The following is a 15,017-nucleotide window of genomic DNA, read 5'->3' as shown; positions in this document are numbered from 1 at the left end:
CATCCTGGCGATCGGGTACCTCTAGCGGTACCTAAGGAGGTACCTTGGGGGCATGCCTGCACTCAATGTGGAATTCAGCGACGAAGAGATGGCTCGGCTGCGCGCACGGGCGGCTTTGACGGGCCGGAGCCTGAAGCAGCACGTGCACGACGTGACGGTGGAGGAGGCCGACCGACTCGCCTTCGTCGAAGGGGCGGTTGCCGAGGCCGCCCGGATCCTGCCCGGCGTCGCGGCTCGTTTCCCTGAAGGACAGCGGTGAGCCCGATCATCCGTGTCGATGTCGGCTGGGTGCTGCAGATCCAGTCGGCGATCTCCCCGCTGAACGTGCCCATCGCGGACTGGGGCGCTCTGGGGTTCATGGCCGACCGGCACACGTTCGAACGGGAGCGAGGTGTCCTGTACTACGAAGAGGCTGCCTCCCGGGCCGCGACGTTTCTGCACACCGCACTGCTGCTACGGCCCTTCGCCGACTACAACCTGGTCATCGGCTGGGCCTGCGCCAGCCAGTACATGCACGTCTCCGGCCAGCCGCTGCAGGCCAAGGACGACGAGCTGTACGAGCTCGCCCAGGCGGTCCGCGCTCAGGAAGCCGACCTGCGCATGATCGCGCAGCGGCTGGAGTCCTGGCGTAGCGAGTGATGCCGGCTGGCCCTCCCGTCATGCCTCGGGTCGTGGAGCAGCTGGGGTCGCCCTGCCGCTCACCACGGTCTTCACCCCGGGGCGGGCTGGCGGGCGCCGTGGCAGCGTCGGTCGTGTGGGGCTCAGGGCTCTATGCGGTCGGCGCCGCCGGCACACCGGACACGGTGGTCGGATATCGCGTTACCGACAAGCTGTGCGACAAGACCCACTGGCCGGGGCTGAGCAGCCGGTTCGTCGCGTCCCCGGACTGACTGTCGTCGGTGACGAGGCACCCCGACATGGACACGGCGGACTGCTTCGGCGAGCTGCGGGCTTTCGGGAAGGGCGCCCACAGCGCTCAGCTCGAGCTCTCGGTCGTCCTGCACAAGGAGACCGACCTGACGGCCGAGTTCGAGGCCCGGCGGGCAGGCACCACCAAGCGGTTCGCGGCAGGCGGCGGTGGCGGAGCGACCGAGGTGCACCGTGTTCCCGGCCTCGCGGACCACGCCTATCTGGTGACGAATGACTTCGGTGGCGGCTCACACTGGATGCAGCTGAACGTGCCCGACGGCCAAGCCGAGTTCACGCTGGGGATATCCACCCGGAGTTTCGGAGACCTGCCCCCGGCCCCCACTCCCACGGAACTCGAACCACTCCTGATCAAGGACATGAAAGACCTCATGCACAGCCTCAGGAAGCGCGGCTGAAACCCACAGCCCGGGCATCCGGAGAACCCTGATGATCGGTCCGTTTTCGCTGCTCGTCAGGACCTTGGGCGGGTCATGAAAAACGCCCACGTACATCCACGAATCGATCCCGTGTGAGGTTCCCCCGTCGTGCGAGGACGGCGTGCACGCGCGGCGAGCCGTAATTGCCGCCGTACTCCGCGTGGATCTCCTTGATCCGCTCGGTCAGTTCGACGTCGCGGCGCCGCCGTTCGCACGGCTCCTTCTCCGCGCGGCGCCAGCGGTAGTAGGTGGAGGAGGCGATGTGCAGTTCCCGCAGGACGCACTCGACTCCCAGGCGGGGATGCTCGTCAACGAGCGCCGTCACCTGGGCCGGGTCGGGTCGAGTTGCGCCGCGAAAAAAGCCGAGGCCGTCCGCAGGACGTCGCTTGCCCGCTTGAGCTGGACGTTCTCCTTGCGCAGGGCCGCGAGCTCGGCGCGTTCGTCGGCGGTGAGACGGTCGTCGCGTTCGCCGGCGTCCGCCTCGGCCTGGCGGATCCAGCCGCGCAGGGCCTCGGGGTGCACGCCGAGGTCGACGGCCAGCTTCTTGATCTGCGGCTTCGGCTCGGTGGTGCGGTACATCCGTACCGCACGCTCACGCAACTCGAGCGAGTATTTCCGGGGTGCAGCCATGGTCACAGGTCCTCTCATGAGTCCCATCTGACCCGCTGTCAACTTCCTCCGCATCTCGGGGGAACCTCACCCTCGCGCTGCTCACAGGCTGGAGGCGACGACCCCAGGACCGCGGCGGCTCACTGCGCAGCACAAACAGCCAGCTCAATCCACACCCCACTGGCCGGCAATTCCTCAGCCTGCCTCCACCGACCAACGCACCGCCCAGTCCAGCTGAGCAACAGCAGGCCACAGCCAAGATCAGGCAGCAGCTACATCACAGAACCTGTCCGGGAGAGGCGAATCTTCGGAAAGAGGCTCCGGCGTGCTTGTGCCTTCTCTACGATGACCTCGTGGGTGATCAGTTAAACCAGGTCTTGCCCTACGGGGCGGGTGTTGCGGCAGTCGTTTTTGTCGCGTTCTTTCTTCTCGCCTCGTACTTCGGCGAGTTAATGAAGGGGTTTGCCTCTCGCACCGTCGACTTAGTTTTCCGCAAGAGAAACTCCATGCGGCGGGTCGGCGGCAGACAACTCCGGCGCTACCGACAGCGTGCCGAGGAGTGGCATGGTCGGCACCCGTTGGGATTCGACACAGTCAACATAGACATCCGGCGCATCTACGTTCCCCTTCAGTCTGCTGTCGGCACAGAGCGGGCCGACGTGAGTGAGACGCTTAGCAGCAGTTCGCGGATCGTGGTGCTGGGGGAACCTGGCGCCGGGAAGTCGCTGCTTGCGAAGACTGAGATTCTTCGCTGGGCAGGAAAAGAGGATGACGCTCAGGTTCCCGTCATCATCAACCTGCACAATTGCAATGCTTCCCCGAAGAGTCTCCGGGATTTCATTGTCGCCGAATTCAGTCAGGCGAAAGTCCTCGGCGCTGCGTCACTCGTGGACAAGATGCTGGACACTGGGCGTCTGCGCATCTTCTTTGACGGCCTCGACGAGGTCGGTCGCGAAGACCGCGAGCGCGTGGAGGGAGAGCTCCGCGAGTTCGCCCGGACACATGCGGACTGTCCGATGATCGTCACCTGCCGGACTGCTGTGTATGACGGTCAGCTCAGTCCGGAGTTCGCCCATGTTGTGCGCCTGGCAGAATTTGATGATGCGTCGATGCGGCGTTTCCTCAACAACTGGAACGAAGCGGAAGCCACGCTGAACGTCAACCGCGTCATCGCGTCTCTGCGGAGCAACCGCGAGCTGATGCGGATCGGTAGGAGGCCACTCCTGCTCACGATCATCGCCTACCTTCAGTCGGGAGACCGGGCAGAAGAGTTCGGCTCTCTTCCAAAGAGCCGCGCGGGCTTCTACAAGGCAGCAATTGCGCATCTCCTGGACCGTGACAGGCAGTTGGGGCGCACCCGGGCGATAGCTCAATACCACGGAAACCGCAAGCTGCTGGTGCTGCAGCGCATTGCGCTCACAATGCACGAGGCGCCCACGGGGCGTGATGACCGTCTTGCCATCTCAGGCACGTACTTGGAATCCGTCGTCCGCGATCTGCTGCCCGACTTCGACCTGGACGCCGATCATGTATTGCCGCTGCGGGACGAGATCGTGGAGCGCAGTCAATTGCTGCGGCCGCTGGACGCGCTCAAAAGCCAGTACGGATTCGCGCACCTCACTCTCCAGGAGTTCCTCGCTGCTCAAGCACTGCATGACGCTCCCGGCAGGCTTCTGGAGAACTACCGAAGCGACCCGAGCGCCTGGCGGGAGGTCGTGAAGCTGTGGTGTGCCGTCGCCAGCGTCGAGTGCACTCCGGTCGTCTCCGAGCTCTTCACGGACAGCTGGGAGGACAGCAAGGTCCTCGCCCTGGAGAGCCTCTCGGACGCGACCTCGGTCAGCGCAAGTCTCGCAGAGGAGATCATCGCCTCTTTCCTGGAACGCCTGGAGATCTCTGAGGACGAAGGCACCGCAGTCGTCAACGCGCTCGGCGCTCTTGCGTCCAACAACACGCCCCGCGGCAACGAGACGTTTGAGTTGCTCCGCCGCATCGCCTGGGAGCCGGTCTCCGGGCGACAGGCGGCCGCGCTGCGTGCGCTGGCGGCGTCCGAGCGGCAGGAAGCGGCAGCATGTCTCGGTGAACTCGAGGCGGATGATGGGCACCGTGCAGGGGCCCGGGCGGCTCTCCGCTCCATGGGAGAGATCGCCATTCCGCAACTCGCCGCGGCGGCATCCGGCCGACAGGAGATCTGGGCCATCGACGCCCTGGGAACCACCGGCACGCCGGCGGCGGCAACGGAACTCGCCTCGCTCCTGTGGGCGCACACGTCTACGGCACGCCGGGCGGCCTGGTGGCTGGCCTCGCTCATCCGTGTGCCAGACGTGGAAGAAGCCCTTCGGGAATGCGAGGCTCCGCAAACGGATGCCGCCTATCAATGGCTGTGGAAGGACCAGGACTCTTCTCCGGCGCTGCGCCGCATCGCAGGACGTATAGGTTTCCTGATGGACAACGGGCATCTGGACGGTCATGTTTCAGACCCGCCCATGCCCGACGAGCCGATCGAAGTACGGGAGATCGATCGCAGGATCGGGACCCCCATAGCCGCCCTGGGAATCGAGAAGTACCGCTACAACCAGAGCACCGTTCCGGCACATCTGGGGCAGGGAAGAAACAGCCCGGACAGCCAGCAGATCTACAGCTGGGTCAGCTCTCTGACCGGTCAGCAGCGCCGCAACGAGTTCGCCGACATATTCCACAGGCATCGGCAACTGCCTCCCTTTTACCGCCATTTGTCCGGACTGCTTCCGCAGGAGGTCGAGACGTTCCTCCTTGCGCGCCTGGTCGAGCAGAAGACAAGCCCGGCCCTGACGCAGACCACATGGCAGGCCGCATGCGTGGCACCGCCCCGGTCGCCCGTGCTGTTGAAGACCGTCATGCAGTGGACCGTCTGGAGCGCAGTCTCCGCGCTTTTCATGACGGCCTGCATGCGTGCGGCGACCACCGTGCTCACATCTCGCCCGACCTGGATGCCCTCCGCGCAAAAGCCGTGGTCAGATCTCTCTACCCCGGCGAGCTGGGTCTTTTTGGTATCTTCCGTGGTGGTGATCGTTCTTTCTGCCCTCAATATATGGGTGAACCGTACGTCGGATTCGATAGAGATCCTCTTGGCTTTGTCCTTGCTCTTTTGGGCACCGTGTTTCCTCTTCCTCACCCTGGATCTGCTCACTCTGTCGCTGGGAGCGTGGACGACATGGATCGGTGTGCTTGTCGTCCTGACAGCTGTCACGCTGGGCTACTGGGACATCGGACGGCGGGAAAGGAATCTTGCCAATCCCTTTCGCCGGACGCTCACGGTCGACCTGAGTGATAGCGGGCTGGCCCACCGGGCACCCACAATCGACTGACGAGGCCCTCTGCCGCCAGCAAGCTGAAGAATGTAAGACGTTATCCGCTTTCCGAACGTGATCGTTTAGAGCATGTCTCATGTGGCGAGTTTCGCGAGCTTCTTGTAGCAGGTGAGGGCGGCCGCGAGGCCGAGGAAGACGAGGAAGTGGGAGCCCTTTCGCTCGTACCGGACGGTGAGTCGGCGGTAGCCGAACAGCCAGGCCACCGACCGCTCGATCTTCCAGCGGTGTCGGCCGAGCCGCTCGCTCGATTCGATCCCGGGACGTGCGGTGCGTGGGACGAGGCCCCGTTCTCGCAGCCAGGTGAGGTGTTCGGCGGAGAAGTAGGCCTTGTCCGCGCGGAGTTTGACGGGCCGACGCCGCCGCGGCCCGCGGCGGGAGCGGACGGCGGGTATAGCGCGGATCAGTGGCTTGAGGGCCAGGCTGTCGGGGGTGTTCGCACCGGAGACCGCGACGGCGAGAGGTGTGCCCTGGGCCTCGGACAGTACGCGCAGTTTGCTTCCCTTCCTGCCGCGATCGACCGGGTTCGGCCCGGTCAGAGTGCCCCCCGTTATGTTTTCTGCGGCCCTGCAAGAGGGCCGCTGGCCTCCGGGCCCGGTATGGCTGGGCCCCCCTGTCGCAGCGATGACCTGGGGGGTGGTGCCACCGGGCCCGAGAGGCGCCGTTGGAGACGCTGATGAGTGCCTCTGTGTGTCAAGCGACCGCAGGGTGAGTCCTGTGGTGGTCGCGTTTGAGGGTGCGGTAGACGACGTTCGACAGGCGTCGTTTGAGGGCCCTGCGGGCCTCCGCAGGCGTCTTGCCTTCGGCGATTTTCCGCAGATAGTAGTCCTGACCTCGGCCGCCGTCGCGTATCTGGCAGACCGCGATGATGTGCAGCACGCAGTTCAGCGTGCGGTTGCCCCCGGTGTTGAGGCGGTGGCGGGTGTTCTTGCCGCTGGAGGCGTCCAGGGGTGCTGTGCCGGTGTAGCTGGCGAAGTGGTGCTCGGTGGGGAAGCGTGTGACGTCGCCGACGTGTCCGAGGAGCTATCCCCGGCCAGCTTGCGAAAGGCCGGACGCCGCAAGCTCGTTGAGGTCATCCGGCCCAAGGCCCCGCGCATGGCAGCACGGCTGATCGACGAGGTCTTCGACGCCCTCGACGAGCAGACCGTCGTCGTCCCGGGCACCGGCACCCTCGACATCGTGATCCCCTCGCTGGCCCGCTCGCTCAGCGCCGTTCACGAACAACGCCGGGCCCTGGAATCCCAGATCGAAGCCCTGCTGGAGGACCACCCTCTTGCCAAGGTCCTGACGTCGCTGCCCGGCGTTGGCGTCAGGACCGCCGCCACCTTGCTGGTCACTGTCGGCGATGGCACCAGCTTCCCCACCGCAGCCCACCTGGCCTCCTACGCCGGCCTCGCCCCGACCACGAAGTCGTCCGGGACCTCGATCCACGGCGAACACGCGCCACGGGGCGGCAACCGGCAGCTCAAACGCGCGATGTTCCTGTCCGCGTTCGCCGCCCTGCATGACCCCGCCTCCCGCACCTACTACGACAAGTGTCGGGCCCGCGGCAAGACCCACACGCAGGCGCTTCTCCGCCTCGCCCGACAACGGATCAACGTGCTGTTCGCGATGCTCCGCGACGGCACTTTCTACGAACCAAGAACCCCACGCCTCGCTTGACGAAAGACATAGAGGCACCCCCCCGACCCTGCTGGGACGTCGCCGTGATCGGCACGGCGGACCGTACGTCAGGAGCTGCCTGTGTCCCCCATCGTTCCCTCGCTACCCCCGCACCTGATCCAGCTCGGCTTCGACCACATCCTGGCGGTGGAGGCCGGAGACGACGTCCAGGCCGCGCGGCTCGCGCACCCCAGGTGTGATCGCACCCGAAAGGACGTGACTGCGCGCGTTGCTCTCCTCGTGGACACGGGACTTGCCGCACCCAGCCGCTCCCACCGCCAACCCCGGTGAGCCTTCCCGGTCAGAGCGCCAGCCGGATCTCCTCCAGGAACTGCCAGGCCCGCGGTCGTCGGTGACTCACCCAAGGCGCTGGGTGATGCGTGACCACACACTGGGCGAGCCGGAGGGCATGGGGGCGGGCCGACGGTCGCGGAGCTGCTTCCACGTCGGCTTCGGGCAGCGTCCCTTGGGCCGGGCACCGGTGAACTTCTCGTAGGGCACCCGGCGCGGGAGAAGACCGATCTCGACCCAGTGGGCCTTGCCGGAGGTGAAGTCCCAGCCGTCGTTGGGGATGCGGATGTGGTCCGCGCGGTCGTCCTTGTTCTGGCTGGTGATCTGTAGCACCTCGACGTGGCGGAGGCGGGGTCTCATGACCACGCAGTAGTGGGGCAGTTCGCCGTCCGAAGTCCGGAAGGGGACCAGAGCGTGCCAGATCTCGCCCGCGGCCGGGCGGCGCCGGCTGCCGTTGAGGCCGCCGTCCTCCCACCAGCGCGCCGCGCGGTGGCAGAGGAGAGCGGCGAGGCCGGCCGCCCCGCTCTGGGCCAGGGAGCGCGAGCTCCAGTCGGGTGAGTCGAACCGGGCCCCGGCCCAGGCGGCGGCCGCCTGACTCAGGGCGACAACGGCCGCCGTCCGGGCAAGGAAGACCCACGGTGGGCAGGGGCGGGTCCGGCACGTGAACGCCGTCACGGCTGTGGCGGCCACGACAGGAATCCCGTACAGGACGGCGTACTGGTCGAGGCCGTGCACCTCCTGCGGAGGCTTCTGAGCGGCCATCAGGTCGGGCACAGTGGCCGGAAGCGCCAGGGCGTAGCCGACCAGAACCCACAGGTTCAGCTGCAGGTAGACCTTGACGGCGATGCCCAGGCAGGACGAGTTCGTACGACGGGACACGGATTCCCTTCCGTTTCGTTCCCCGGCGGCCGGGTCAGGGCGCCTTCCAGAGGGTCAGTTCCGTGACGTAGTCGCGTGCCTTGTAGCCCGCGTCGTCCTTCTGGACGACGACGTCCTTGATGTTGAGCATCGCGAGGTTGTCCTCGTCGGTGACGGTGCACAGCACCGTGCCCGGGGTCAGCAGTTCGCCCTGGGCGTCGCCGTCGAGCTCGGAGGGCAGCGCGTTGGCCGCCGCGCCCTCGGCACACTCCTCGGGGGTGGTGCCCGCGCTCTTTCCCATGGTCGTCAGAAAGCGCAGGGTGTAGCTGCCGCCGAACTCCTCGTACTGCAGCTCGTTTCCCTTCCCCTCGCTGAGGGCGTTCGTGTCGATCTTCGGCGCGTCCAGGTCGACGGTGGTGTACGAGAAGCGGGTGTCGGTGAACTGGGCGCGCAGGGTGAGCGGCTTGTTCTTGAAGATCTCCGTGTAGTCGTTCGACGCCGCGTTCGCTGTGGGCGACGCGTCGGTGCTCGGCGTGGCGGTGGCGGTGGCCTGGGATTCGTCGGACGCCGACGAGGCCGCCCCGCCGCCGCTGCCCTTGGCGTCCTTGTCGGTGTCGTTGTGCTGGGTGAAGATCCAGGCGCCCGCCGCGACCCCCACCACGGCCAGCGCGACCGCGCCGACGCTCAGCGCGGTCCGGCTGCGGGCTGGTGCCGGCACCGTTGGCGGGCCGGAGGGGTGCGGTGCTTGCTGCGGGGGCGGGGCGGCGGATCCGGTGGGCGGCACCGGGGGCGCCGGGGCACGGTGCGGCTGCTCGCCGGGCCGGGAAGCAGCTGTGGGTGTGTACCCGCCGGACGCCGCAACACCCGGCGGTGCAGTATCGGCCGCCGCCACGAAACCGGGAGCCACGGCCGCCGCCACGGAACTGGGAGCCGCGGTCGCGGCTCCCGCCACGGAACCGGGAGCCATGGTCGCGGCCCCCGCCGCGTCCTCGGCGTCCGGTCCGGGCTCCGTCTCGGTCTGCTGCCGGGCGAGTCTCTCCCGGTGGGCGATGTCCGCCGCGACGGGCGCGGGCAGCCAGCCGGTGAAGTCCCGCAGCGGCCGTCCACTCAACTCCTGGCAGAGTTCGGCCAGTTCGGCGGGCCTGGGCCGGGCGGCCGGGTCGGCGGCCAGCGTCCGTTCCAGGACGGTACGCAGCAGCTCGGGATACGCCGCCAGATCCGGCGGGCGGAACTCGGTGTTGGCGATCTTGGTGGCCAGGGTGATGGCCCCGGAGTCGCCATAGGGGTGGCGGCCGGTCGCGGCGACAGCGGCGATCAGGCCGAGCGAGAAGACATCGGTCGCCGGGGTGAGATCATCGCCGTTGGCGTGTTCCGGTGACATGAACTGGGGCGTGCCGATGAGCCCGCCGCTGCGGGTGAGCTGGGTGGCGTCGGCGGCCCGGGCGATGCCGAAGTCGATGATCCAGGGGCCTTCGGAGCCGATGAGGATGTTGCTCGGCTTCATGTCGCGGTGGATCACGCCCGCCTTGTGCACCGCGTGCAGCGCCTCCGCCGCGCAGCCGGTCAGCTGCAGCACCGCGGGCAGCGGGAGCGTTCCGTGCCCGGTGAGGATCTGGTCCAGGGCGAGGCCGGGGACATAGGTGGTGGCCAGCCAGGGCTGAGGGCCAGTGGTGTCGTGGTCGACGACGGGGACGATGTGGTAGCCCTGCACCCGGCGGGCGGAGGTCGCCTCCTGCTCGAAGCGGCGGCGGAACTCCTCGTCCTGGGCGTATTCCCGGCGGATCACCTTCAGGGCGACCGGCTGTTTGCCGCGCGTACGAGAGAGGTAGACGGATCCCATGCCGCCCTCGCCGATCCGGGCGAGCAGGCGGTAACCGGCCACCTCGCGCGGGTCGTCGGGGCCCAGCGGGCTCAACCCACCAGCGATTTCAGCACTGTTCAAGGATTCAACCTTCCCGTCACTGGCGTGATCATAGTGGCGCGACGCCGCCAGCGGTACACATCTGTGGAGATCAAGTAAAAACAGCCAAGGCCAAAGGGAATCAGGGAGGTTGGCGGGATTCATCCTGATGGCGGGGTGCCGACGGGCGGCCGTACAGTGACACCCCCTGCCGTCGGACAGCGAGGCGTTCATGGAACATCACCTGGCCACGTCGGCGGAGCGAGCCGACTATCTGGTGGAGCTCTCCAACATCGCCCGCGACACCTCCATCGGCCCACGCGGGCCGCGCTCCCTGCGCCGCCTCGGGCTGGTCCTGCGGGCCCTTATGGAGCTCACCAGGGATCCCGACGTCTCCGTCTACTTGGTCGCCGACAGCAGCCTTCTGGGCGGGCACCGGGAGTTCGGCGACCAGGCCGAGGTCCGGCGGCTGCGGGGCTGGGTGGCCGACGGGCTGGTCGAGGAGGTCGACGACGCCGACGAACGCGTCCTCGACCTGGCACGCATGACCGCGACCCCGGTCATCACCGGCGACCAGTACGTCGACCACCGCGCCGAACACCCATGGATCCAGGGCAACACCTGGCAGTTCCTCAGACCCGAAGCCCGCCCCGACGGATCCGTCACCCTCGTCGCAATGGACATGGGCGTGCGCTCGGCGGCCGAGATCTCCCGCAAAATGGAACTGTCCGCGTTGAAGAAACAGGGTCTCCTCGGGCCCTCCAGGACCCCGCTGACCGACGTGATCATGCAGAGCTGGCGCTGTCCGGAGCCCCGCTGCTCCCTCTACGACATCCGCCGCGGCGACCGGATCCTGCTGCCCCGCATGCGGCGCGGCGTCCCCACCTGCGAGCTCCACGGCACGCCCTTGGAGAACGATGGCCCGCGCCTGGGCACCACCCAGCTCAAAGCCGTCATCGACGGCACCTGCGTGGCCCGCTACACCCTCGACGAGGGCTCCGAAGCATACGTCGGCCGACTGCCGGGTCCGGCGGGCATCGCCCTGCACAGCCTGCTGTCCCCACAGGTCGCCCAGCAGGTCAGCCGCAGGCATCTGGCCGTCTCCGCCCGGAACGGAACGGTCCTGATCCGCGACATCAGCACCTACGGCACCCGGATGCGCCGCACCGGCAAGCGCGGCGGGTTCGGCCCCTGGGAGGCGCTGCCCCCGCAGACCGACCGTCCCTTCCGCCCCGGCGACGAGGTCGAACTCGCACCCGGCGTCGTCCTCACGCGCAGCGGCCGACGCTTCCCCGCCGAACTCGCCGACGCCTGGCGCACGCAAGCCGCCCACACCCCGATGACGCCCATCGCGGCAGCGCCCACCCGCCGGGCCTGACCACCGCGATCGACTGATGGGTGATCCGCCGAGGAGCGAAACGGCCGCGGAGGCAGGGGTGTTCACGCCTCCTCGGTGATGAGCAGCTGGGCCCGTTCCACAACCACCTCGGCGAGGACCACCCGCACTCCACGTCGTCCGGACTCTGCAGGCGCTGCGCGATGAGCAAGTGGAGCGGGCCCGTGCGCTGGTGGAGACCGTGGTGGCTCTGCACCGCTGACCGCGCCACCGTGCGGGTGGGTGCGCACCGGTGCGGGGGTGCGCACCCACCCGGTGCGCACCGAGTCCATCCGTGCGCACCACGATGCGCACCACCGTCCATCCGGTGCGCACCCACTCGGTGGGCTGTGCGCACCGGTGCGGCCGGCGGCGCGGGAGTGGTGCGCATCGAGTGGAGTCGATGCAGTGAGGTCTTTCAGCGTTGCCGCTCCAGAGTGAGGACCGCTGCTGCGATTGACGTCATTCGATTCGGGCTGCACCGCGCTTTGCGGAAGATCCGCCAGGACTTCAGGCGGGCAACGCCGCCCTCGACCGGGGCCCGCGCCTTCGACAGCGTCCGGTTGACGGTCTGTTGGGTGAGTGTCAGCTCGCCTCCGGGAGGTCGTCTGGCCGGTGTGGTTACCCACTCGCCGGCACCGATGTAGGCACGGTCGGCCAGGATCGGCACCCCTTGGCGCTCGCAGATCCTGATGATCCGATGGGCACGGGCCGCGGTCAGGTCATGGCAGCGCCCCGGCAGGGCCGGTGACAGCCCCAGCACCTCGCCGCGTGGGTCGGTGACCACCTGCACGTTGACCCCGTGGCGGCGGTGTTTGGCCGAGTAGTCGGCGCGGCCGTCGCCGAGGCGGTCGCACTCGGCCAGGGTGCCGTCGAGCAGGACGAACTCGGGGTCTGCCTCGCGCAGAGAGCGCAGCAGACCGGGCGCACGGGCGGCCAGGAGATCGATGACCGCGGTGGTGTAGGCGTGCGCGGTGCCGACCGAGATGCCGAACCCGGCGGCGATCTGCGCGAGGGGCTCGTGTTTGCGCAGGTACACCAGAGCGACCAGAGCACGCTGGTGCGCGGCGGGAGCTTGCAGCGACGGTCACCCTCGTGGGTGACGATGAGCATCGTCACCCACTCGATGAGCGCATGGGGCAGGTCGAGTGCGGCAGGATGAGGGACCAACAAGGCCCCTGCGCCGATGGGTTGAGACTTCGAACACCTCCCTCAACGGCACGGGAGCCTTGTGCGTTCTGGCCACAGTGCTTGTCAACTCGATCGGCGGCCGCTCTGAAAGACCTCAGTGGCCGGTCGAGGGCGTCGCGTTTCTCCTGAGATCCAGGACGCCCAAGGCATCCAATCGGTCACCTTCCTCGAAGGTCACACCATCGGCCTTCTCACCAAGCTGCTCCCTGATGTCCGCAGTGAACTGCTCGGCTTCCGGCAAGAGCGGACTGACCCTGTAGTGGTACGTGAACTCGTAGTCTTGCAAATATCCGGCCGACCAGAAGACCCGCACCTCGCCGACATCCGGGCTGACGACCTGTACCACGGACACGTCACCTTCTCGCACGTCCCGCAACAGCTCCGGCACCCCCGCTCGCGCGGGGAACAGCAACGAGCACAGGCCCAGATACCCAGCCGCCAGCACCACCACGGCCAGCACCCGGAAGACCCTGTCGGCCACTGCCAGGCGCTGCCCGTCCATGGTCCACCTTCGGAATCGCGCCATCACGCGTATCTGAGAAATCATTCGTTACCGTCACGGTCCAGTAGTAGATCTGCCGCAGCGTGCCCTGCTGCCACCCGTTCGCCCGGTCGGGCAGGGGTGTGTCAATTTAACGGCCCTGTCCCACATTCGGTGGTAACGGTAAGTAGCTGCCGTGGCTGGCAGTAACACCCCCAGACCAGCATGAGTGAAGCGACCGTCGACACCATGCACGCTCCGCTCGACGACCCGCCTGCGACTGCTTTCCTCGGAGCTCGGACCAGGCATAGTAGGGATGACGCTCTGTCACCACCGAATGTGAGACAGGGCCGTTAGAGGTTCTGTCGACGATCTTGTGATCCGGACGGTCGAGGCTCACCGTGTGAGCAGGACGCGTTTGCGAAGGAGATCGAGGCTGGCCCTGCCGAACATCTGGCGTTTCAGCATCTTCAGCCGGTTGATGTTGCCCTCGACGGCGCCGGAACTGTGCGGCAGAGACAGCCCGTTGCGGACCGCGTCGAAGTCGCGGCGGAGGTTGCGGGCGAAGCCCGCAAGCGGAGCCAGACTGTCCCGTTCGACGTCGGTGATCCATTCTTCGAGGCGGTCACCGTGGCGGCCGGTCATCATCGCGGCGAACTTCCTGATGTGAACAGTGAGCCGGTCGAGTTCGGGATCGCGTTCACGCAGTCGGTGCAGCTTGTCGGCGTCCTCGTCCCGCAGATGCTCGGGGTGGGTCATCATCCAGGAGGTGACCTCGCGGACCGATGGGGGCTTCGGTCCCGGGTCGGGTGCGTGTCCGCGCCCGGTCCGGTAGCGCCGCAGATGCCGCTGAACAGCCAACTCGCCGCCGGGATAGCCGAGTTGCTGGATCTCGCGGTAGAGCTGGGCGGCGTTCCTGACGCCCTCATTCCAGCGCTGGTGTACGTAGCCGACGTAGGGGTCGACGACATGCGCTCGTTGGAGGCTCTTGGCCACGACATCATCGGCGGAAGGGGCGTTGACCAGTTTGCGGACGGTGGCCTGGTGCAGCCCGAGCTTCCGGCCGATCGCCGCCTTCGACATCCCCTGCTGCCACAGCTCATGGGCGGCGGCATGCTGCTCACGCAGCCGGATCACGATCTTCAGGTCTTTCGCAGGCTGGACCACCTCGGGCTCCACCTCCACGTGGTCGGGGCCGGAGGCCGAGCCGGGAGACGGTTCGGCCAGGCGGGAGCGATGGGCGTTGACCGTCTTCTCGACCGCCTGGCCGAGGTTGGCCCACAGGTGATAGCGATCCGCGACCTGTTCGGCCTGCGGCGCCCCGACCCGAGCGCCCTCCGCGTAACCGCTGGAACGGTCCCGGCAAATGACCCTCACCTCCGGGTGATCGCGGAGCCAGGCAGCCAGGTCCTCGCCTTCGCGGCCGTCGTAGAGGTGCAGCGGCCGGTGGCTGGCCATGTCGATCAATACCGTGCCGTAGTGGCGGCCCTTGCGGAAGGCGAAGTCGTCGACGCCGAGGATCTCCACCTTGCCGATCTCCGGCTCGGGCAGAGCCCTGACCAGCCGCAACAGCGTGTCCTTGCCTATGGTGAGGCCGACCGCGGACGCCAGCCGGGCTCCTGCCCGGCCGGCCAGGGCCAGCCCGATCTGCGTCAACACCTCGCGCAGCAGCGGGGTATACCGACTGTGCGGGGTGGTCAGTCCTGAGATCTGTTCGGCGAACGTCACCGCCGTGCAGGCAGGGTTCTCGCAGCGGAAGCGGCGCACGCATAACTCGATCACGACACCGAGCCCGCCCACGGCGACATCACGCAGCCTACGTACGTACCGACCGTGCACCCGGGCCGAGCTCTGACCGCACCGACAGGACCCAGTCGCCGCCCGCACCCGCGTTCTCAGCACTACCTGGTCCGGCCTCCGCTCGACCTCCTCGATCAGCAACGCGGACAGGTACGGAAAC

At 67.5% G+C, this 15,017-nt stretch carries 13 protein-coding genes and 3 pseudogenes; 7 read left to right on the top strand and 9 right to left on the bottom strand.

The annotated features are described in order from the left end of the window. Window positions 1-52 precede the first annotated feature (52 nt). From QF037_RS48225 to QF037_RS48210, 4 genes are all read left to right on the top strand, one after another. Window positions 53-259: a hypothetical protein gene (locus QF037_RS48225; protein WP_307036617.1), complete on the top strand. Its 207-nt coding sequence runs from the start codon at window positions 53-55 to the stop codon at window positions 257-259. After that, the gene (locus tag QF037_RS48220; RefSeq protein WP_307036615.1) at window positions 256-639 is read left to right on the top strand and encodes a hypothetical protein; all 384 of its coding nucleotides are present in this window, start codon (window positions 256-258) and stop codon (window positions 637-639) included. Before QF037_RS48225 ends, QF037_RS48220 begins: the two co-directional genes overlap by 4 nt. A 98-nt stretch (window positions 640-737) precedes the next feature. Further along, window positions 738-890, top strand: a complete 153-nt coding sequence (locus tag QF037_RS48215) for a hypothetical protein (protein WP_307036614.1) — start codon at window positions 738-740, stop codon at window positions 888-890. A 9-nt stretch (window positions 891-899) separates the two neighbouring features. After that, window positions 900-1,325, top strand: a complete 426-nt coding sequence (locus tag QF037_RS48210) for a hypothetical protein (protein ID WP_307036612.1) — start codon at window positions 900-902, stop codon at window positions 1,323-1,325. Window positions 1,326-1,398: 73 nt separating this feature from the next. Here the strand turns inward: QF037_RS48210 and QF037_RS48205 are convergent, their stop codons facing one another. Both QF037_RS48205 and QF037_RS48200 read right to left on the bottom strand, forming a co-directional pair. After that, window positions 1,399-1,671 (bottom strand): IS3 family transposase, encoded by a 273-nt coding sequence (locus QF037_RS48205; protein ID WP_307036610.1) that lies wholly within the window; start codon window positions 1,669-1,671, stop codon window positions 1,399-1,401. Next, on the bottom strand, window positions 1,668-1,976 hold the full coding sequence (locus tag QF037_RS48200) for a transposase (RefSeq protein WP_307036608.1): 309 nt from the start codon (window positions 1,974-1,976) through the stop codon (window positions 1,668-1,670). The genes QF037_RS48205 and QF037_RS48200 overlap by 4 nt, the downstream gene beginning before the upstream one ends. 332 nt (window positions 1,977-2,308) lie before the next feature. On the opposite strand from QF037_RS48200, the gene QF037_RS48195 reads away from it, so the two are divergent. Further along, window positions 2,309-5,299 (top strand): NACHT domain-containing protein, encoded by a 2,991-nt coding sequence (locus tag QF037_RS48195; protein ID WP_307036606.1) that lies wholly within the window; start codon window positions 2,309-2,311, stop codon window positions 5,297-5,299. A 77-nt stretch (window positions 5,300-5,376) separates the two neighbouring features. Here the strand turns inward: QF037_RS48195 and QF037_RS48190 are convergent, their stop codons facing one another. Together QF037_RS48190 and QF037_RS48185 are read right to left on the bottom strand one after the other, a co-directional pair. Next, complete coding sequence (locus tag QF037_RS48190) at window positions 5,377-5,838, bottom strand: transposase (RefSeq protein WP_307037787.1); 462 nt, start codon at window positions 5,836-5,838, stop codon at window positions 5,377-5,379. A 154-nt stretch (window positions 5,839-5,992) separates the two neighbouring features. Beyond that, a pseudogene (locus QF037_RS48185) lies at window positions 5,993-6,310 on the bottom strand (transposase); the annotation flags it as partial. A 15-nt stretch (window positions 6,311-6,325) separates the two neighbouring features. Here QF037_RS48185 and QF037_RS48180 point away from each other — a divergent pair. Next, window positions 6,326-6,961, top strand: a pseudogene (locus QF037_RS48180) (transposase); the annotation flags it as partial. A 357-nt stretch (window positions 6,962-7,318) separates the two neighbouring features. Here QF037_RS48180 and QF037_RS48175 read toward each other — a convergent pair. Beyond that, a complete protein-coding gene (locus QF037_RS48175; RefSeq protein ID WP_307036604.1) occupies window positions 7,319-8,131 on the bottom strand; it encodes a hypothetical protein in 813 nt (270 codons plus the stop codon). 34 nt (window positions 8,132-8,165) lie between these two features. Then, window positions 8,166-10,052, bottom strand: a complete 1,887-nt coding sequence (locus QF037_RS48170; RefSeq protein ID WP_307036602.1) for a serine/threonine-protein kinase — start codon at window positions 10,050-10,052, stop codon at window positions 8,166-8,168. A gap of 190 nt (window positions 10,053-10,242) precedes the next feature. Between QF037_RS48170 and QF037_RS48165 the strand changes: the two genes are divergently transcribed. Continuing rightward, entirely contained in the window at window positions 10,243-11,388 is a 1,146-nt protein-coding gene (locus tag QF037_RS48165) for an FHA domain-containing protein (protein ID WP_307036600.1), read from the top strand. 415 nt (window positions 11,389-11,803) lie between these two features. On the opposite strand, the pseudogene QF037_RS48160 reads toward QF037_RS48165, so the two are convergent. The 3 genes and pseudogenes from QF037_RS48160 to QF037_RS48150 form a co-directional block, all read right to left on the bottom strand. Further along, window positions 11,804-12,555, bottom strand: a pseudogene (locus QF037_RS48160) (transposase family protein). 115 nt (window positions 12,556-12,670) lie between these two features. Continuing rightward, window positions 12,671-13,078 (bottom strand): hypothetical protein, encoded by a 408-nt coding sequence (locus QF037_RS48155; protein WP_307036598.1) that lies wholly within the window; start codon window positions 13,076-13,078, stop codon window positions 12,671-12,673. Between the two features lie 375 nt (window positions 13,079-13,453). Beyond that, the gene (locus tag QF037_RS48150) at window positions 13,454-14,944 is read right to left on the bottom strand and encodes an ISL3 family transposase (RefSeq protein WP_307037774.1); all 1,491 of its coding nucleotides are present in this window, start codon (window positions 14,942-14,944) and stop codon (window positions 13,454-13,456) included. Window positions 14,945-15,017: the final 73 nt, after the last annotated feature.

The sequence above is a fragment of the Streptomyces canus genome, assembly GCF_030815415.1.
Classification (GTDB): domain Bacteria; phylum Actinomycetota; class Actinomycetes; order Streptomycetales; family Streptomycetaceae; genus Streptomyces; species Streptomyces canus_F.
This window is presented reverse-complemented; position numbering and strand designations above follow the sequence as displayed.